Here is a 22,088-nt window from a genome sequence, read left to right as displayed (position 1 = left end):
ATAGGGAGATGAGTGGCAATATGTTTAATAAAAAAATTGGATTTATTAGTTTTTCTACATTTTTTGTTTTTATTTTATTACTACATTTTACATTTGCAGATCAATCACCTCCAAAAAATGTATTACTCTTACATTCAGATTATCGAGGATATGAGTGGACGGAAACTATTGAGGATGAAATAAAATCATTTTTTGTTAAAAATAAAGACAATATAGAATTATCTGTAGAATATATGGATATTAAGAGACATCCATGTAAAAATTTTTGTTTAAAATTATTTGAATTTTACAAAAATAAATATAAAAATATGAAATTTGATGTAATAATTGTTACTGATATAGAGGCTTTAAATTTTTTAAAAGAATATAGTGATAAGTTATTTATAGATACATCTATAGTGTACTGTGGAATATATGATGATGAAAAGTTAAAAGATGATAGGTGTATAGGAGTTATTGAAGAAATTAATATACAAAACAGTATATATAATATCTTAAAAATTCATCCAAATACTAAAAATATAATTTTTATCACAGATCAGACAAGTCGTGGAAGATATTATCAGAAAAAAATAAAAAATGAAAAAATACAATATGCAAATATAAATATTGAAACTTGGGATGAGCTAGAAATTTCTAGGCTTATGGATAATATAAAAAATTTACCTAAAGAGAGTGTTATATTTTTTATGTACCCTATTTTAAAAAATGATTTTAAAAATATAATGCCTATAGATGCTATAAATATAATTAAAGAAAATGTTCATATTCCTATATATAGTTTTTGGGATGTTTTTTTAAATAATGGTATTACAGGAGGATTTTTAATAGAAGCAAAAGAAGAAGGAATTGAAACAGCAAAATTAGTAAAGGAAGTTTTAAATAAAAAAGATATAAGTAGCGTTGAAAACAATTTTAAAATAAAAAAAAATTGGATTTTTGATTATAATGAATTGGAGAAATTTGATATAAGTTTAAATGATTTACCAAAGGGAAGTAAGATAGTGAATAAACCTAGTTCTGCTTATTCTATAGATAAGAAGATCGTTCATTATATTTTGATGTATATAGTGATAATGCTGATATGTTTTATAGGAATTTTAGCTATGAATATTCAGAAAAGAAAAAAAATACAAAAAAAATTAAAAGATCATATAAATTTTATGGATATGTTGATGAATACTATTCCAAATCCTATATTTTATAGAAATAAACAGGGGGTTTATATAGGCTGTAATAAAAGTTTTGAAGAATTTATTGGACTAAAAAAAGAAGAAATTATAGGATATAGTACTTATGATTTATTTTATAAGGATATAGCAGATCGTTATTGCCAAAGGGATGAAGAATTAATTTGTAATGGAGGAGTACAAGTTTATGAATCAAAAATCTATAATAAAGATAAATCGCATAAGTATGCGATTTTTCATAAAGCAGTTTATACAAATGAAAAAGGAGAAAGGGAAGGAATTATTGGTGTAATTTCTGATATTACAGATAGAAAAAATATGGAGATAGATTTAATGGAGAGTGAAGAAAGATATAGTCAATTGATAGAGCTTTTACCAGATGGCTTGGCAATTTGTGATAATGACAAGATTGAGTTTGTTAATACATCGTCAGTAAAATTGTTTGGAGCAAATAAAAAAGAAGAACTGATAGGAAGAAATATTCATGATTTTATTTATAAAGATTATTGTGAAACAGTTCAAAATAGGATCAAAAAAGTAGTAAAGTATAAAGAAGATGTTCCTTTATTAGAACAAAAGGCTGTTCGGATCAATGGAGAATTGATTGATGTAGAAGGAAAAATCATTCCATTTTGGATAGATGGAAAGAGAAAGTATGTAAGCTTGATTAGAGATATTACAGAGAGAAAACAGACAGAAGCTTTAAAAAGAAAAATTCAAGAGGCAGAAGAGCAAGATAAAATAAAAACAGAATTTTTTGCAAATTTATCTCATGAATTAAGAACACCACTTAACTTAATTTTTAGTAGCATCCAATTGCTAGAATTAGATTTTAAAAATAAAGATCTATGGAGAAATGAACAAATATTTAATAAAAGAATGAAGGTATTAAAACAAAATGGATATAGACTTTTAAGACTGGTTAATAATTTGATAGATATTACAAAAATAGATTCAGGGTATTTTGAATTAGATATACAAAATTATAATATTGTGAGTATTGTAGAAGAAATTACTTTATCTGTAGTAGAATATATGATGCAAAAGAAAATTCATCTACAATTTGATACAGATATAGAAGAAAAAATAATTGCTTGTGATCCAGATAAACTAGAAAGAATTCTGTTAAATTTATTTTCTAATGCTGTAAAATTTACAAATCCTGGAGGATGTGTTTATGTAAATGTATTAGATCAAATCGATGGAATTTTGATTGAAGTCTCAGATACAGGTGTTGGAATTCCAAAAGATCAAGTAGAGCTTATTTTTCAAAGATTTAAGCAGGTAGATAAATCATTAAGAAGAAATCATGAAGGAAGTGGAATTGGATTATCTTTAGTAGAGTCTTTGGTAAAAATGCAGGGAGGAAATATTTGGGTAAACAGTAAGGTAGGACAAGGAACTAAATTTAGCATAAAGTTTCCAGAACATATTGTGGATATGAAAAAAGATAAAAGTTTAAAAGAAAATATTGCTCAACCATATACAGAAAGAATACATATTGAGTTTTCAGATATATATGTAAGTTAAAAGGCATATAAAATGGATAACATAATATATTAAATATTTTAAACATAATCTATACTAGTGAATTACTTAGTGAAATGTTATAATATAGAAGAATAAACAAATATTCTAAAAAATGATTAAAGGAGGAGAATTATGAAAAAAATTAAAATTATTACATTTGCACTAATTATGACATTAATTCTAAGTACCACCAGTGCACTTGCTTGTACAGCAGTGTATGTAGGAAAAGACGTAAGTGCAGATGGAAGTACAATTTTAGCAAGAAGTGAGGATCAAAGTACAGGTGCTTACAATAAAATGTTTAAAGTAGTGAATCGAGTAGAAAATGTAGCAGATCGTACAATTGATGATGCAAATGGATTTTCTTACAAATTACCATCAACTACTTATAAGTATACTATAGTACCAGATTCTTCAAATTGCGGAGATGGACCTTATTTTGGTGCTTGTACAAATGAATATGGATTAAGCGTTAGTGCAACAGTATCTGCTTCTCCTAAGGAAAACGTTTTAACAGTAGATCCATATGTAGAAGGAAGTTTGCGTGAAGCTGTTATTCCTGGAATTGTAGCTGCAACTACTAAGACAGCAAAAGAAGGGGTAAAACTTTTAGCAGAATTAGTTGAAACTCATGGCTCAGAAGAAGGAAATATAGTAATGCTTGCGGATCAAAAAGAGGCGTGGGTATTTGAAGTGTATAGTGGACATTTATGGGCTGCTCAAAAAATGCCTACTGATAAAGTGGCAGTTTTTGGAAATCAGTTTATGATTGAAATATTAGATACAAAAGATACAGAAAATGTAATGTTCCATAAAGATTTATTTAAGATAGCAGATGAACATGGATGGACACAAAAAGTGGATGGTAAAGTACATTTAGCTGCAACTTTTGGTGAACCAAGAGAAGATTATTCTAATATGCGTACATGGGTGGGACATCGTCTATTGGCACCATCTAGTGTAGGAGAATATAAGACAGATGAATATTATCCATTTTTCTACAAACCAGATAAAAAAGTTTCTGTATTAGAAGTGATGGATGTATTACGTAACCGTTATGAAGGTACAAAATATGATGCTTCTCTTCCTGCAAATAAAGATCTTCGTGTTATTGGTGTAGAACGTCAATCACAAATACACGTAATCCAAGTAAAAGACAATTATCCAGCTGAAATCTCTGCACTACAATGGCTTGCTCTTGGTAATGCAGAACATTCAGTATTTCTTCCAAACTTTAGTGGAATCGAAGATACTTATGCTGCTTATAAAGTAGATGGCGAAACACCAAACTATGATGGTGCATATTGGAAGTTTAAGAGAATTTGTGCTTTGGCAGAACAAAATAGAAGTTTTTATGGACAAGGAGTAAAAAATTATTGGAAGACATATGAAGAAAAGTTATATGAAGATATGGTAAAAGCAGAAAAGCAAATGATTGATCTTTATGCAAAGGATCCAAAGGCTGCTAAGAGTTATGTGACTAAATTACATATGGATGTTTCAAAAAAAGCTTGTGAAGATGCGGATAAGGTGTATGATCAATTATTATATTTTATAATGGATCGTAATGGCCGTACAGCTAAAAAATTAGGAGGGCCATTTGCAGTACAAAAAACATTGGAAGATGTTGCAGCTGCAAAATAAAATATGATAATGTATACAATATGAGGGGACGATAAATATCGTCCCTTTTGTATATTGAATATATTTTGGTAATAATGGATGAAGTTGACAAGTGTATGGTACATGTTATAATGAAAATGATAGTAAAAAAATATATATGTAATAATTTAGGGAAAAGGGTGAGATCCCCTTGCTGTAGTCGCAGCTGTAATCGGAGATGAAGAGTAAAAATACCACTGTCGAAAGATGGGAAGGTTTACTTTGAAGATGACCCGAAAGCCAGAAGACCTGTTATTGCATAGTTTCAGATCCTCCGACTTAGAGGAAAAGAAGTTTTATAGAAAATAAAAATGTTGTTTTTGTAATTGACAGTAAATTATGAAAATACAATGTGTTTATTTCTAAAAAATCCTCTTCTGAGTTGGAAGAGGATTTTTTATATCTAAATTATTTATTATTTATGGAGGTTTTAGTATGAAAAAATTAAGAAGTATTATTTTTGTGCTTATTGCAGTACTAATATTTACTTCATCTATAGACTGTTCAGATGCTCTAAAAGGTAAAAAGTCAGATACCGTTTTAATAGATGGTGTGACTTATAAAGGATATAAAGGGCCTGTACAGGGAGAAATCAAATATAAAGAAGGAAGACCAGCAGATCAAAACGCTCAAAGTCGTAAAGCATCAGGAGATATAGAAAGTCCATACCATGTAGATTTAGTAGTTACTAGAGATTTTGGACATAAAAGTATGTATTCTAAAAATGTAGGACTTGTAAAAGATGAAGTAGGAATGGAAGTACTTTTTAGAAATTTAGATATCCAAACAGCCTATGGTGGAGGTTTTGTAAATGCCATCAATGGAGTGGAGTCTAAGTTTACTTTTTTTACAGGAAAAAATAGACAAAAGGTAGATTGGTTTTATTGGGTAAATGGAATTTTAGCTCCAATAGGAGTAGCTGAATATAGACCTCAACCAGGAGATGTTATTTGGTGGGATTATCACGATTGGGGGACTACTATGTTTGCTCCTGCGGTGATTGGTTCTTACCCACAGCCTTTTAAAAGTGGATTTTCTGGTAAAAATCCTGGAACTGTGATTATGTATACAAAGGGATACGAAAAGGATGCACAAAATTTAAAGAATAGTTTACTCAAACAAGGAGTAAAAAAAGTTGATTTGGCAGCGTATAATCCTAATGGATTAAACAAACCTAAAAAATATTATATATTGATTGGAAAATGGAATGATTTATCTAAGAATAGTAAGGTCGTACAAGATATTAATACAAAGAATAAAGTAGTAGGAACTTATGTGAAATTTGAAAAAGGAAAATTACAGGGACTAAATTTTAAAGGAAAGGCGATTACTTCTTATGATCATGCAGGAGCCATTTATGCTTATGCAGCAGGCATAGGAAGCACATGTCCTATATGGATGGTTACAGGAACAGATGATCAAAGTGTAAGAAATGCATTAAATATAATGATCAATAAACCTCAAAGTTTAGATAAGCATTTTAGTGCCATTATTTCTAATAAGGGAGTAGAAAATATACCTTATATCAACTAAAGGAAGTGAAAGTGTGAAAAAAAGTATTTGTGTTTTTTTGATGTGGATGTTGATATTTTCCTTTTCATCTAAAGCTGAGGGAAATATAGATATAAAAATAGATGCAGGCTTTGATGGAAAAGGAAAAATAGGTACGATGATACCTGTGAGAATACAAGTGGAAAGCAAAAAAAATATAGATGGAAATTTAAAAATACAAACAGAGAATAGAGTGTATGATCACCCTATTCAGTTGTATTCAAATAGCAAAAAAGAGTTTTTCTTCTCTATTCCTATATTTAATGGAAAGGAGAAAATTCAAGCAAGTATAGAAGAAAATGGAAAAATACTAGAAAAAAAGTCAAAAAATATTAAAGTGTTACCTACAGAAACTGTATTTATAGGTATTTTGAGTGATGATTTTTCTAACCATTATTTAAAAGAATATAAAGATGATATATTTCTTAAAAATACACAAATCATTTCTTTACATAAAAAATTAAATGATGAAGAAATTTTAAATGCTATTTCATTGATTGTGATAGATAATTACAATACAAAAAATCTTACAGATCAACAACAAAGTTTTTTAAAAAACTGGGTTTCAAGTGGAAATACATTATTCATTGAAACAGGAGAGCATTCCTATAAGACTTTAACAGGAATTTTTTCAAATGCAAAAGAACCTATAAAAGTGGGAAAAGGTTTTGTAGTTCCAATAAAGGATACTCAAGCCTTTGAAAATATTTTATATTCTTATATAAATGATGATTTTATAGAAAAAGTAGTAAAAAAAGATTCTATGGAAGAAAGAATACAAAACAGTATGAATCTTTATACAGTCATTGATGAAATGAAAAAACCTAGTGAAAAAACAGCACTTTTCTTACTTGTAGGACTTTTCATTTATCTTATCATTTTAGCTGTATTTATATATGTAGAAAATAAAAAATGGATTTTTACTATCACTATTTTTGGATTTTCCATTCTTTTTTATGTTTTATCTTGGTGGGGAGGCTTTCAAAAGGATGAGTGGATGAAAGCTTCTATTTATGTTCATGATCCTATATTGCGTACTTATGATTTGTTATATGGATCACCAGCTCAAAAAGATAATATTTCTTTAAAATATGAAGCATCCTTTATCGATGGCATAGATGGACAAAATTATAAAATAGATCCTATAGAAAAAAATATAAATTTTCCTAAAAAGAAAGATGTGGAATATATATTATATCAAGAAAAAAATGAAAATGAACAAATAATCAATATTTCTGTTGAATTTATAGACAAAGATAAAATAAGTGCTAATATTGAAAATCCTATTCCAGAGACTTTGGAAAATGCTTTTTTTGTAATAGGAGATAGCATCATACCTATAGGAAATTTAGAAGGGAAAGAAAATAAAAAAATAAATATTACTTTAAAGCATGATTTAAAAAACTTAGGAGATTATAATTATCTTGAAAAAATTTATGAAAAAGCAAATTTAAAAGAGGATCAAAAAGAAATGTTTTCTTATTATTTTTACAATATAGAAGATCCTTGTAGTGGAAAGTTAATTGGATTTAGTAAGGGAAAAGAAGAAATTTTAGTCAATGAAAAAAATAAAAAGATAAAAAATAAAATTTGTAATGTTTTTCCTGTGAATATGAATTTTAAAAACAAAGTATATATACCATCAGGAATGATCAAACCTATCTTTACGAGTGAAATGATGGAAAAGAAAGAATGTTTATTAGAAAATACACCATTAGAAATTTATTATTCCATTCCTTCAGAAGTTTTAGTAGAAAACATAAAAATTACTACAAAACAAGAAGGTGGATACATGAAGCTTATGGTTTATAACTTTTCTATGAATCAATGGGATCTATTAACAAATACAAGCTTGAACAAAGAAAATCTTCAAAATTATATTTCTAAAGGATTTTTAAAGATAAAAGCAGAGGGAGATGCAAGAATGAGTATTCCTCAAATTTCATTAGAAGGAAATATAAGGTAGGTGGAGAAATGGAACTTTTGAATATAAACAGACATAAAAAAGGAATGATTCTTTTTTATGTCTTGATGATGAGTATTATGTGGATCATGTATTTATTTATGAATATTATAGGAAATACATATGAGATACAAATTTATGAAAGAGCATATTTATATTTGATGATTTTTTCTTTTTTATTGTATACAGGAATTCTTTTAGTATGGGAGTATGAAAAAGATTTTATAAAAAATTGTGTAGAAATAGTTATTTTTACATTTTCTATTATACCTATTTTATTGACTATTTTTATGAGCGGTAAAATTCCTATTCAGAATATATTCCTTCCTTTATTTATGGAGATTTTTTGGGGAATTGGACTGATTAGTACAAAAAAGAAAATATCACAAATGAAAATACCAAGTGTATGGAAAAATTTTATCGTGATGATATTTATTTTTATGTTTATTATTGTTAGCAGTATATTATTGTATTGTTACTATGAATATGCAAGTTTGGTTTTAACTACTGTTTATGATAAAGATATACCTATTTATTTCTTTTTAAATCCAGTACTTAGCTTTATAGGTACTTTGTATATGCAAGTTGGAGGAGGAAATCAAATGGGAGCTAAACCTATTTATATATATTTTATATTCTGGGCTTTATGGACTTTTGTCATGAATATATCAAACTCTCAGGAGTGTAGCCAATGAATTCAATAGAGAATACTTTGAAAAAACTAAGAATAAAAATATGGATCCACCGGATTATAAAATCATTGATTTTTAGCTTAGGGGTATTTAGTATTTCTTTTTTTATGTTTATGATTGTCATTCATTTTTATCCTGTTGTATATAGCTTTCAAAAAGCTATGGGGTTTATGAGTATTTTTATTTTTGTCGGGCTTTTGTTTGGAATACTAAAAAGACCGACTTTATATGAAACAGCTTCTATAGGAGATCAATTAGGTTTTCAAGAAAGATTTGTAACCTATTTAGAATACAAAGAAAAAAAAGATTGTATTATAAAAATATTTATAGAAGAAGTAAAAGAAGCTTTGGAGGATTTTCCTATTTTAGAAAAATATAAAATAAAAACACCTGTAAAATTAATTTTAGCAAATATTCTTATGATTAGTTTATCTATAGGAATTTATTTTATACCTTCTTCTTCTATGGAAATAGCATCAGAAAAAGAAAATATTCATAAAGAATTAAAAGAAGAAGCGAAAAAAGTTGAAGAATTAAAAAAGGAAATACAAAAGAAGAATCCTTCAAAGAATATGATCACTTCCTTAGAAGAGCTACAAAAAGAACTTGAGAATGCTTATGATTATGAAAGTGGAGCGGCTCACGTTTCTTCCATCCAAGAGCAAATAGAAAATGAAAATGATGATATATTCATGTCAGAAATATTGGATGGAATTTCTTCAAAACAAAAGCTTCAAAGTCAGTGGAGCAAAAATCATGAAGAAGCTTTAGAAAATATAAAGAATACTCATTTTTCTAAAGATGAAAAAGAGAAAATGAAAGAAAATATTAAAAATATGATGAAAACAAAAAATGAAGATAAAAAGGAAAAATTGAAAAAAATCAATACAGCTTTAGAAAAAAACAATACAGGAAAAGAAATTGTAAAAGCATTAGAAAATGGTAAAAAATCAAAAGAAGTCAAAGAATCTTTAGATGTAAAGCTTGATGCTATGAAGGAAAGATTATTGGCAAAAGGAGAAAAAGGCTTTAAAGGAAATGGTGGAGAAGAAAAATTATCAGATTTTGCAAAGGGCGAAAGCAAAGAAGAGCAAAATGGAGAATTAAGTCAAAACTCCTCAGATGCTTTGGCACTAGGAAATATGGGAAATCAGTCTATGAAAAGCCCTAGTGGTGTTGGAGGAGACAAAATAGATGCAAGTGATGGAGAAGCTTTAGAAGGAAAAGTAAATAGACAAGATCAGTCTACAAGAATTGGTGAAAACAAAGGAGATTCTTCTTATTTAAAAGGACAGTGGAATGATGGGGGAGCCATCAAAGACGGAAACAAAGAAGAAGTATCCTCTCGAAGGGGAGATGAGTCTTCTTTAGAAGGTTATGAAAGAGATTTTAAAAATACTCAAATGGACTATGTAGAAAAATTGACCATTCCTATCAAACATAAACAATTGGTGCTTGAATACTTTAAGAAGTTAAATGGAGGAGAAGAAGATGGAAGAAAATAATATGAAAAATTTTGCAAATGATTTTGAAAACATTGTAGCAGAAGTGAAAAAACAAATTGTAGGACAAGATGAGATCATTCAAAATGTTTTAATAGGAATCATTGCAGGAGGAAATATTTTGATGGAGGGTGCTCCAGGTCTTGGAAAAACAGTTTTAGTAAAAACTTTTTCAAAGGTTTTAGACCTTCCATTTTCAAGGATTCAATTTACTCCAGATTTAATGCCTACAGATATTGTGGGAGCAGAAATTGTAAGAAAGGATAAGGATCAGTTATCCTTTCAATTTGAAAAAGGTCCTATTTTTACAAGCCTTCTTTTAGCAGATGAAATCAATAGAGCAACTCCTAAAACTCAAAGTGCACTCCTAGAAGCTATGCAAGAGAGAACTGTAACAGTAGGCAAAAATACATATATTCTAGAAGAACCCTTCTTTGTACTGGCTACTCAAAATCCATTAGAGATGGAAGGCACTTATCCTCTTCCTGAAGCACAATTAGACAGATTTTTATTCAAATTAAAGGTAGTATTGCCTCAAAAGGATGCTTTGTTTCATATGATCGATATTAGCACAGGAGAAAAATCTTTAGAAATAAAAAAGATAGCAACAAAAGAAGATCTTTTAGAAATGAAAAATACAGCGAAAAAAGTTCCTATAGCAGCCAATATAAAAAATAAAGCGATTGATATTTTAATGAGTACTCATCCAGATCAAACCCATATAGATCTAGTAAAAGAATATGTACAGTGTGGAACAAGCCCTAGAGGAATGATATCTATGATTTCAGCAGCAAAAGTAAAAGCATTATCAGAAGGAAGATATCATGTTTCATTAGAAGATCTATATAGTGTGGTACTACCTTGTTTAAGACATAGAATGTTTTTAAATTTTAAAGCCATGGCAGATAAGGTAAGTACAGATGAGATCCTTATAGAAATTATAAAGAAGGTGAAGTAGCTTGGATCAGCTTTTAAAATCCCTAGAACATTTTAAAATTATTCCAAGAAAAAAAATAATAAAGGGAGGAAAAGGAAATTATAGAGGAGCTGGTCTTGGAAATTCACTAGATTTTTATGGACACAAGGAATACAACTATGGAGAGGATCTCAAAAAAATAGATTGGAAGGCTTATGGAAGAACCCAAAAGCTCTATACAAAATCTTTTGAAGAAGAAAAACAAATGGATGTAAATATTATTTTGGATGATAGTTTATCTATGGACTTTGGAGAGCCCAATAAGTGGGAGATGGCAAAGTATATTGCTTTAGGATTAGGATATATGACACTCAAACAAAATGATTTTTTAAATTTTTATACCATAAATTCTACATTAGAAGAAATTATGAAAAAAAGAAAAGGAAAAGAACATTTTTATGAGCTGACACAAAAGATAAAAGATATCCATCCTAAAGGGGATACCCATTTTGAAAATATACTCAATATGAATCATTTTTCATCTGGAATTACTTTTTTTATCTCAGATTTTTTTACAAAAGAGTTAGACAAAATCATAGATTTTTTAACGATACAAAATCAAGAAGTTATTTTATTTCATGTTTTATCCCAACAAGAAATCAATCCATTATATGGACAAGAGTTAAAGCTTATAGATGTTGAAACAAAGGAAAGTAGAAAAATAGAAATGAATCATCAAATGAAAGAAATATATAAAGAAAAAATGAAAAAATTTATAGGAAATATAGAAAAAAGCTGTACAAGTAGAAATGGAAGATATGTATTGTCTCAAACCAATGACAATATCATTCATATCTTTCAAAAAGGGTTAGGGGGAATTTAAATGAGATTTTTAAATCCCTTAGGACTTTTATCAGGACTTTCATTAGGATTTATTTTATTTTTGTATTTTAAGAAAAAACAAGTAATAGAACAAAAGGTTTCTAGTTTATTTCTTTGGGAGGAAGCCATCAAAGAAGTAGAAGGAGTAAAGTCTAAAAAAATAGATCATTGGATTTTATTACTCATTCAGCTTTTGATTGCTTTACTGATTGTATTTTGCATTGCAAAGCCTATAGGGTACGAATCCTTTAAAGGAAAAGAAATAACTATTGGGCTAGATTGTTCTTATAGTATGAAAGCTATGGAAAAAGGAAAAAGTCATTTTGAAGAAGGAAAAAATAAAATTTTAAAAATTCTTCAAAATACAGATGAAAACACAAAAGTAAATTTAATTTTATTAAAAGAAGAAAATAGTATACCTATTGAAAGAGGAAGCAAGGAAGACATTCAAAATTATATCAAAAATATTCATTGTACAGATGAATCTCTGGATCTTACTCATGCTTATGAAAGTATGAAAAATTTTTCTGGAAAGAAAATGATTGTTACAAATAAAGAGCTTCCAATAAAAGCTTCTATAGTAAAGGTAGGAGAAAAATTAAAAAATATAGGAATTCATCATATAGATTATGATTTTTATACAAAAAAAGCTTTAGTTACCATTGAAAATAATAATAAAGAAGATGAAGAGATACTTGTATCTATGATGAATGAAAAAGATCAAAAGGATATAAAAAAAGTGAAAATCAATGGATTAGAAAAAGAGAATATTTCTTTTCATGTTCCAATCCATTCAAAAAAAGTTAAAATTCAAATAGAAAATGAAGATATGTTAAAGGAAGACAATACATCTATTTTGTTATTAGAAGATGAAAATCAAAAAAAAGTATTTTTAGGAATTGAAAATGAATTTTTAGAAAAAGCACTAGAAAGTATTCCTTACATCAAGCTTGTAAAAAAAGAAGAGAATCCTGAACTTTATATTGTAGACCAAATAGATTCTTCTTTCAAAAATAAAAAGATATGGGTAATCAAGCAAGGAGAGGATTTGAAAGATCCTGTAAAAATTTCAAAGAAAGATTCTATTTTTGTAAAAGATATGACTCTTAAGAATATCTATACAAAAAATAGTATTTCTTTTAAAAAAGGATATATGAATATATTAACAGCAGAAAAAAGACCTTTGATGATGTATGGAAAAGAAGATGAAAAAAGAGTAGAAAGTATAGATTTTAAGTCTAGCAATATAGTGTATACTCCTGATTTTCCAATTCTTATAAAAAACACAATAGATTGGTTTTTAGATGGAGAATATTTAAATTTTTATCAACCTCCTAAGCCTATGGTAAAAGGAGAATTGAAAGATACCATAAAAACAAAAAACGAAAAAATAGAAAATATAGAAATTCATTTTACAAAGTATATCGTATTTTTCATACTTTTACTGATGGTGTTAGAATGGGAGGTGTACAGACGTGCATCTTAATACAATGAATATATACTACATGATTTTTAGCATAGGAATTTTAGGATATTTTATATATCAAAGCTTTGTATATAAAAATTTATTTCCTAAAAAAAAATATATAGGGTGGGTTCTTTTTAGAATGATTGCAATTTTGTCATTGATTTTAGTTTTGTTTGAAAGTGAAATGGTACTAACCAGTAAAGATACAACTACTTTATTTTTAGTAGATCGATCTTTGAGTTGTGAAAATCATAAGGAAGAAATAGAAAAAGTCATAAACGATAATATAAAAGATAAGAAAAATAAAGATGAAATAGGGGTTATCACCTTTGGGAAAGAGCCTATGATAGAAGTTCCTCTTACCAAACAAATAAAAGAAGTAAATCTTCAAACAAAAGTAGAAGCACAAGGAACAAATATACAAAAGGCTATTGATTATACTCTCTCTTATTTTCCAAAGAATAGAAACAAAAGGCTCATTCTATTTACAGATGGAGAAGAAAATATGGGAAGTATAGATGAGATAAAAGAAAAAATAAATCATAATCATGTGAATATGAGTATATATCCTTTGAAAAATGAAAGAGGTAAGGACGTAGAGTTAAAGGAGATCAATCTTCCGACAAATATTCATATAGGAGAAAATGCTCCTGTAACAGTTCATATTAGAAGTAACATAGGTACGCAAGGAGAATTTTATCTTTTTGAAAATGATGAAAAAATCATACAAGAAAATGTAAAAGTAGAAAAAGGAGAAAATGAATTTACATTCAATATTCCAATCAAAGAAAAAAGTACTTTAAAAGGAGAAATTAATTTTTTAGAAGATGAAAACGGAAAAAATAATATTTGTACTACTTATATAGATACAAAAGAAAAAAGCCGCATATTACTCATTGGAGAAAATAAGGATATAGGAAACATAAGAAATCTATTGGGTCATTTGCCTGTAGTATATAAGGAGTGTACTATAGAGCGGGCTTCTTTTGATCTTAACTTTTTATCTTCCTTTGATTCTATTTGTATGGTCAATGTACCTTACGAAAAAATAAATAAAGAATTTGAAAAAAATATCAATGTTTGTGTAAAAGAACAAGGAACAGGTCTTTTATTCATAGGGGGAGAAAATACTTTCTCACTAGGAGGATACAAAAATACTTTATTTGAAAAAGTATTACCTGTAAATTGCAAAATGAAGGAAAATAAAAAGAAACCCAATACAGGACTTGTTTTATTAATAGATGTATCTGGAAGCATGGAAGATACTGCAAATGGTGTCAAAAAAATTGAGATGGCAAAGGAAGCTGCCATAAGATCTGTAGATATACTAGATCAAAATGATGAAATAGGTATTTTAGCTTTTTCGGACAAATTAGAATGGGTTGTTCCAATGAAGTCTATAAAAGATAAAGAAAATATAAAAAAAGAAGTAGGAAGACTCAAGCCAGGTGGAGGGACACTTATTCAACCTGGAATTTATAAAGGAATAGAAAAGCTAAAAAATACAGATACAAAAATAAAGCATATGATTTTATTAACAGATGGACAAGGTGAAAAAGAAGGTTATGAAACAATTGTAGAAAAGTTAAAAGAACAAAAAATCACTTTATCTACTGTAGCTTTAGGACAAGATTCAGAAAAAGATGTATTAAAAAAATTAGGAGATGGGACAAAGGGAAGAAATTATATAGCGTTAGATTATTATACGATTCCTGAAATATTTGCAAAAGAAACTTATTTGGCATCTAAAAAATATCTCAATCAAAGAACCTTTACTCCAAAGTGGGTAAATTCATCTTTCTTAGAAAAAACAAGTATCCCTTCTTTAAAAGGCTATATAGGGACAGGTATAAAAAGTGGAGCTACTCTCCTATTAAAAAGTGATGAAGAAGATCCTATTTTGGCTTCATGGAAATATGGGCTAGGAAATGTAGTAGTATGGACTTCTGATTTAAATGGAAAATGGAGTTATGATCTAATCATGTGGGATCAATTTGAAAAAATGTGGGCTAAAATAATCAATTATACACTAGGAGAGCAAAATAGCTCTATGAAAATAGAAACAAATAGAGAAAATGAGGACGTAGAAGTATTTGTAGATACAGGAAAAAAAGGAGATCATCAAAAAATAGAAGGAGTATTACAAGGACCTAATGAAAAAGAAAATATATTCTTTGATGGAATAGGAACAGGTAAATTTTATAAAAAGATATCTCTTTCAGAGGTAGGAGAATATGTATTAACGATTAAACAAAAAGAAAATGGTAAAGTTATACAACAAGATACAAAAAGAATAAAAATAGATTATTCTCCAGAGGATCGTATGGTACAAAATAAATTAGATTTTTTTAAATTTTCTACAGATGGAGAGTACATCCATCAAGATACAAATATATTTTCACTTCCTATAAAAAATAAAAACAAAGGATATTTATCCCTAGATTTTATATTGCTTCCTGTTGCCATTTTGGCATTTATAGGAGATATATGGATTCGAAAAAGATAAGGAGGGTTTTTATGAAAAAGTGTAGAGGATTATTGTTTTTATTAAGTTTTTTAATGATCTTTAATGTATTTCTATTTGATGCAGATGCAGCAAGTAAAATTACTAAAGATGATGTATACAATGCTGCTCAAAAGACTATTAAGTATTATCATGATACATATAAAGAACAAGAATATGCAGGAATATTGGATTGGCCTGCATTGGGATTATTTGGATTTGGAGAAGATGTAGCAGGACCTAAGTGGACAGTAAATGGTAAAAATGGACCTTACTTTAGAGAACAAGAAGTAAAAGAAGGAATAGGACTTTGGGAAACAAAGAATACAGATTTTCAAAGAACCATCATAGGAATTTGTGCAGCCGGAAAAGACCCTAGAAATTTTGGAGGAAAAAACCTAGTACAAATTGAAAAAAAAACGATGCTTTCAAATGGTCATTTTGCTGACTCTGTAGCAGATAATGATACGAAAAAACCTATAGGAGAAGATTTGGTCAATGCGCATATATTTGGAATTATTTCTATGCATTGTGCAGGAGAACCTATTCCAAATAGAGACAAATGTCTTTCTTGGTTAGAAGAACAACAAAATCAAGATGGAGGTTTTACATGGGATGTAAAATATTTTGATGATCCAGAGGATTATAAGCTTGTAGAATCTGATGTAGACATGACAGCTGGAGCAATTATGGCATTTGCTATACTAGGAGAAGATGAAACAAATCCTCATGTAAAGAAAGCATTAGATTTTTTACATAGTAAACAATTAGATAATGGTGGTTTTGAATCTTGGGGAACAGAAAATCCTGAAAGCTGTGCATGGGTCATTCAAGCATTAACCTTATTAGGACAAGATCCTTTAGGAGCTGAGTGGACGAAAGAATCAGGAGGAAATCCTATAAGTGCTATTTTAAGATTTCAAATCAAAGATGGTAGTTTTGTACATGTACTAGATGAAGAAGATAATCTACCAGTGTATAGCAATGGTATGTCTACAGAACAAGCTTTATATGGATTGGCTGATGCATATAATAAAAAAGGGGCTTATGATTTACTTCATGAAAAATATAGACCTACTGCTGAAAAAAATCTATTTTCTGATTTGAATGATTCAGATTTTGCTTTTAAAGAAATTATGGATTTAGTTTATGATTATGTATTATCAGGATATGAAGATGGAACATTTAAACCTAAAAAGAATGTTACAAGAGCAGAAGCTGCAACTTTATTAATCAGTACTTTAAACTTAAAGAAAGAAAAAGAAAATTATAAAGAAGCTATTCAATTTATAGATGTAGATGAAAATCATTGGGCAAATAAAGCGATTGGACTTTGTGCTCAAAAAGGATATATCAAAGGAACAGGAGAAAGTATTTTTTCTCCAAATGAAAATATTACAGGAGAACAATTGGCAGTAATATTAGTAAAAGCAAAAGGTTTAGAAGGAGAATTAAAAAATATGGATGCAGATGGACAAAGCTGGTCTTATCCTTATGTAAAGATAGCAAAGGATCAAGGGTTATTATATGAAGGATTTAAAGAAAATGAACCTGTACATAGAGCAGAAATAGCATGGAGTTTGTCGAAATTTAGAACAATATTGAACAAATAAAAGGATATACTTATGACTATTCTAATATACTTTATATAAAAATTTTAAAATGAGGTGAAAAAATGGGAGCAAGATATAAAATAGAAGTGGATGAGAAAGAAAAGAAGCTAATCGATTGGATTCGAAAGATTGGTTATGGAGAATTAAGGGTCATTATACAAGAAAATCTACCTATTAGAATAGAAGAAGTAAAAAAATCTATCAAATTGTAAAGAAGGAAAAAGGAGGATAAGATTATGAAGAAACAGATGAAATTTTTAGTTTCTTTATTTTTAATTTTTTCAATAATTCTCTCAACAATGGAAATAAGTTTTATGGAGGTTATAGATGGAGAGGAAGTTTTCGAAGACGATATAAATACTGTAATAGATCATGTATATAATAGAATTAAGAATGATGATCCATTAGGAAAAAATTTAAATAACAAGGAAAAAGAAGCAAATTCTCCTATAGATATAAAATCGAAAGTAAAAAAACAGATTGATAATAATCTTGAATATATTTTAAAAACTATAGATAAACCTGAGTTTGGAAACGAATGGGATATTCTATGCTTAGGAAGAGGAGAGTATGCTATACCTGCTGGTTATTATGAAACATATTATAACAAAGTAGTAGATACTGTAAAAGAATTAATGGAGGAAGATCCAGTAGGAAAATTAAATATCACAAAAGGAACAGAGCATTCAAGATTAATTTTAGGACTTACATCTATAGGACAAGATATCAAAAATGTTGGGGGATATGACATAACAAAAGCTTTATCTGATTTTGATTATGTTACAACACAAGGAATCAATGGACCTATATTTGCACTGATTGCTCTTGATAGCAAAAATTATCAAATACCTATAGATGAAACTGCAAAGCGACAAAATACAAGAGATTTAATGATCCAATATATTTTAGATCAAGAAATTAATAAAGGAAAAGAAAATGTAGGTGGATGGAATTTAAATGAAAAAAGTAAAAATCCAGATGTAGATATAACTGCAATGACAATCCAAGGGCTTACTCCATATTACAATACAAATGAAAATGTAAAAGAAGCCGTAGACAGAGCAATCCAATGGCTAGCTAGTACACAAAGGGAAGATGGAGGTTATGAAAGTTGGGGTTGTGCAAATAGTGAAAGTTGTGCACAAGTTATTGTAGCTTTAACAGGATTAGGAATAGATCCTTATACAGATGAGAGATTTATTAAAAATGGAAAATCTATTGTAGATGCATTAATGACTTTTGCTGTAGCAGAAGGTGGATTTATGCATATAAAAGCAGGAGAAAATAGTAATGGTGGAGCACAGCCAGGAGAAGTGAATGGAATGGCTACACATCAAGGTACATATGCACTGATTGCTTATGATAGATTGATCCATAATAAAAATAGACTATATGATATGACAGATATAGAAGAACCAAAAGAAAAAATAGAAATAGTAGTAGAAAATTTAACAGATGACATGAGTGTTACTATACCACAAATGAGTTTTAAAGCATATGTAAGAGATAACAAAGGAGCTCTTAGTGTAAAAGTGAATAATGAAACAATTAAAGACCAAGATGGAAAATATAATGTTACATTAGAAGAAGGAGAAAATACGATTATTATTACAGCAATAGATCAAGAACAAAATAAAACAGAAAAAACATATAAAGTATATTATGTAGCAAAGAATTTATTTGAAATCACAATGGTAAGTAAAAACGATTTCAAAAACGGATTCCAAGCACAAATAAAAATAAAAGCTAAAAATATAAGTGATCAGGAAAGAGAAGCTACACTATTGATAACTTTATACAATAAAGAGAATGAAATGGTTTACTATGGATTTGTACATAGGAGTATTCAAATGGGACAAGAGGAAGAATTAGGAACAGGATTTTTAATTCCACAAGAAGGTAAGTACAAAGTAAAAGCATTTGTATGGGATAATATAGAAAATATGAAAATACTTTGTGAAGAACCAATTGTAGTAGAAGTAAAGTAAAAATAACAAAATATTAGTTTGCTTTTGAGAATGGATGACTTTCCTATTTTAATATAGAAAGGAAAAATATAATAATGAGATTGAAAAGATGGAGTAAAATTTTTTGGCCTTTGTTTTTAGTATTATGCTTAGTATTTCCTTCTTTTGCACAAATACAAGTAGATATTAAAAATGATGGAGAAAAAATTACAATAGAAGGAAGCTCTAATCATAAAGATGAGTCTGTTTCAATACAAATGGAAGATGATCAAAAAAAATGGGCAATAGATCAATCCAAGACAGATGAAAATGGAAAATTTAAATTTGATTTTAAATTACAACAAGGAAAAGAGTATAAAACAAAAATACAAGTAGGAGGAGAAAAACAAGATTTTTCGATTTCAACACAAAATAGTTCAAAGCCAGGATCTGAAGGAATAATCTCAGATGGAAAACAAGTACGAGTATTTATGAGAATAGAAGGCTACAATAGAACTATTATGGAAAGAACGCCTATAAGTGTAGGATTATTTGATTTGAATCCATATTTGAGAAAAGGGACAGGATCTTCTGCAAGCAAATCCGATGGGTGGGGAGTAGACAAATTTAAAGAACCAAGTCATGCTCATGCTATTGTTCAAGCTTTAGAGAGTATAAGACTTACAAAAGGAAATGGAAAAGGTCATTATGATTTACAAGATTATGGATGGTCATTATATATGTCTATGATTGATGGAGAAAGAGAATTTGATCATAGAAAAACATCAGGATGGATGTATGCTGTAGATGGAACTCTTCCTAGCGTAGGATGTAATGAAGCATCACTTAGTCAAGGAGAAGATGTTTTATGGTATTTTGGAGCATATGGATTTGATACATGGCGTTCAAAACTTAGTGTAGATCAGACAAATATATCTACAGGAGATGAAATTATATGTACATTAGAAGGAGAAATTACAGAATATGACAAAGGATCAAATAAAATAAATGGCAACAAAAATAAAATGATAGAAAAGGCTATTATTTATGTAGATGGAAAAGAATACAAACCAAATGGAGAAACTATTTTTACAGATAAAGATGGACAAGCAAAAATAAAATTTTATAAATCAGGGACATATAAAATATCAGCTGAAAAATTTGATGAAAAGGGAATAAGAAATATAGTTAGACCTCTACCAGTTACTATTAATGTAAAAGGAGAGTTACAAGTTCCTATTTCAGTAGAAATGCAAAAATTCAAAGAAGAGGTAGACAAGCTATTAAAGGATATAGAAGAAATTTCTAAAAATATTCATAATGATGAAGATGTAAAAAAATTAGTAGAAAAAGTGAAAAAAATAAATGAAGAAATCAATAAAGGAATGAAAAAGATTAAAACGCCAGAAGATGCAAGCTATATGATAAATTTAAATATACAAGTAATAGATTATATAGTAAAAGCATCTGAAAAAGCGAAAGAAGAAAAAGAAAAAGTAGTACAAGTAGTAAAAGGAAATATAGATACGATAGGAAAGACAATGGATTTTATAAAAGATGAAGAAAAAATAGATAAAGTAATAGAAGATTTTATAAAATCTACGGGAGAATTGACGAACAACTTAGGAAAAGAAATCACAAAAGATATTCATCAAAAAGTTATAAATATAGCAAAGAAAGCTATAGAAAAAGTATCTATACAAAAAGTAGAAAAAGAAAAATTAAATACACAAAAAGAAAAAACTATTTTTAAATTAGATGAAAAAGAAATGAAAAAATCTATAGAAAAAATAGATACAAAAATAAAAACAATGAAAAAGAAATTGATAGATAACAAAATCGAAGGATCAAAAGAATTTGATAAAATAATAAGTATTCAAATACCAGATACAAAAACACAAGAAATAGAAACAAATCTACCAAAGAATATGATCAAAGAATTAAAACAACATGGCATACAAAAGATAGGGCTTCAAACAGAAATAGGAAGATTTTTTATAACTCCAAATACCTTTGGAGAAAATGAAATCGATAAAGAAATTACATTAAATGCAAAGAAAATACCAAAAGATCAGTTACCAAAGCTTCTATTAAGTAAAATAGGAGAAAATATAGTAATAGATATGGATGTAAAAGCGGAAGGAAAGAAAATAGAAGAATTTCAAGAGCCTATGAAAGTATCTATTCCATACAATGGAGAATTCAAAAAAGGAGAAGTCATACAAGCATTTCATCTAAAAGATAATGGTACTATAGAAAATATAGGTGGGGTATATGATCCAAATACAAAGATGGTAACTTTTGATACCACTCATTTTAGCAAATATTTTGCTCAAAAATTACAAAAAGAAGAAAAAATAAGCTTTAGTGACTTAAGTGATTATGAGTGGGCAAAAAAAGCTATAGAAGAAATGGCAACTAAAGAAATTATTAAAGGAAGAAGTAAAGATATATTTGACCCAGAGTCGCCTATTACAAGAGCAGAATTTGCAACTCTAATTACAAAAATGCTTGGATTTAACATAGAAAATGAAAAATTGAGCTTTATAGATGTAGAAGATACTGCTTGGTATGCTCCATACATTAAAACGGCTTACAAAAATGAGCTGATCAGTGGAAGAAGTGCTACTGTATTTGATCCAAATGGAAACATTACAAGAGAAGAAATGG

Annotated in this window: 14 protein-coding genes and 1 riboswitch; all 14 genes read left to right on the top strand. The window is 28.3% G+C overall.

Going from position 1 to position 22,088, the window contains the following annotated elements; translation table 11 throughout:
• The first annotated feature begins 20 nt into the window (after positions 1-20).
• Complete coding sequence (locus EK368_RS05860; protein ID WP_165000337.1) at positions 21-2,720, top strand: sensor histidine kinase; 2,700 nt, start codon at positions 21-23, stop codon at positions 2,718-2,720.
• A gap of 132 nt (positions 2,721-2,852) precedes the next feature.
• Entirely contained in the window at positions 2,853-4,364 is a 1,512-nt protein-coding gene (locus EK368_RS05855) for a C69 family dipeptidase (RefSeq protein WP_129597405.1), read from the top strand.
• A 125-nt stretch (positions 4,365-4,489) separates the two neighbouring features.
• Positions 4,490-4,653: riboswitch (cobalamin riboswitch) on the top strand.
• A 164-nt stretch (positions 4,654-4,817) separates the two neighbouring features.
• Positions 4,818-5,915: a DUF4430 domain-containing protein gene (locus EK368_RS05850; RefSeq protein ID WP_129597403.1), complete on the top strand. Its 1,098-nt coding sequence runs from the start codon at positions 4,818-4,820 to the stop codon at positions 5,913-5,915.
• Positions 5,916-5,928: 13 nt separating this feature from the next.
• A complete protein-coding gene (locus EK368_RS05845; RefSeq protein ID WP_129597401.1) occupies positions 5,929-7,899 on the top strand; it encodes a hypothetical protein in 1,971 nt (656 codons plus the stop codon).
• Between the two features lie 8 nt (positions 7,900-7,907).
• Positions 7,908-8,591 carry a hypothetical protein gene (locus EK368_RS05840; protein ID WP_129597399.1) on the top strand — a complete coding sequence of 228 codons (684 nt, stop codon included), beginning with the start codon at positions 7,908-7,910 and terminating at the stop codon, positions 8,589-8,591.
• A complete protein-coding gene (locus tag EK368_RS05835) occupies positions 8,588-10,093 on the top strand; it encodes a hypothetical protein (protein ID WP_129597397.1) in 1,506 nt (501 codons plus the stop codon). The genes EK368_RS05840 and EK368_RS05835 overlap by 4 nt, the downstream gene beginning before the upstream one ends.
• Positions 10,080-11,048, top strand: a complete 969-nt coding sequence (locus EK368_RS05830; protein ID WP_129597395.1) for an AAA family ATPase — start codon at positions 10,080-10,082, stop codon at positions 11,046-11,048. The genes EK368_RS05835 and EK368_RS05830 overlap by 14 nt, the downstream gene beginning before the upstream one ends.
• A 1-nt stretch (position 11,049) precedes the next feature.
• Complete coding sequence (locus tag EK368_RS05825; RefSeq protein WP_129597393.1) at positions 11,050-11,889, top strand: DUF58 domain-containing protein; 840 nt, start codon at positions 11,050-11,052, stop codon at positions 11,887-11,889.
• On the top strand, positions 11,890-13,374 hold the full coding sequence (locus tag EK368_RS05820) for a BatA domain-containing protein (RefSeq protein WP_129597391.1): 1,485 nt from the start codon (positions 11,890-11,892) through the stop codon (positions 13,372-13,374).
• Positions 13,364-15,862, top strand: a complete 2,499-nt coding sequence (locus tag EK368_RS05815; protein WP_129597389.1) for a VWA domain-containing protein — start codon at positions 13,364-13,366, stop codon at positions 15,860-15,862. Before EK368_RS05820 ends, EK368_RS05815 begins: the two co-directional genes overlap by 11 nt.
• Before the next feature lie 11 nt (positions 15,863-15,873).
• Entirely contained in the window at positions 15,874-17,472 is a 1,599-nt protein-coding gene (locus EK368_RS05810; RefSeq protein WP_165000336.1) for an S-layer homology domain-containing protein, read from the top strand.
• A 62-nt stretch (positions 17,473-17,534) separates the two neighbouring features.
• Positions 17,535-17,684 (top strand): DUF2292 domain-containing protein, encoded by a 150-nt coding sequence (locus EK368_RS05805; RefSeq protein WP_129597385.1) that lies wholly within the window; start codon positions 17,535-17,537, stop codon positions 17,682-17,684.
• A gap of 24 nt (positions 17,685-17,708) precedes the next feature.
• Positions 17,709-19,460, top strand: a complete 1,752-nt coding sequence (locus EK368_RS05800) for a terpene cyclase/mutase family protein (RefSeq protein ID WP_129597383.1) — start codon at positions 17,709-17,711, stop codon at positions 19,458-19,460.
• A gap of 74 nt (positions 19,461-19,534) precedes the next feature.
• A partial coding sequence (locus EK368_RS05795; RefSeq protein ID WP_129597381.1) for an S-layer homology domain-containing protein occupies positions 19,535-22,088 on the top strand: 2,554 nt, incomplete at its 3' end.

The sequence above is a fragment of the Anaerophilus nitritigenes genome (assembly GCF_004138215.1).
GTDB lineage: Bacteria > Bacillota > Clostridia > Peptostreptococcales > Thermotaleaceae > Anaerophilus > Anaerophilus nitritogenes.
This window is presented reverse-complemented; position numbering and strand designations above follow the sequence as displayed.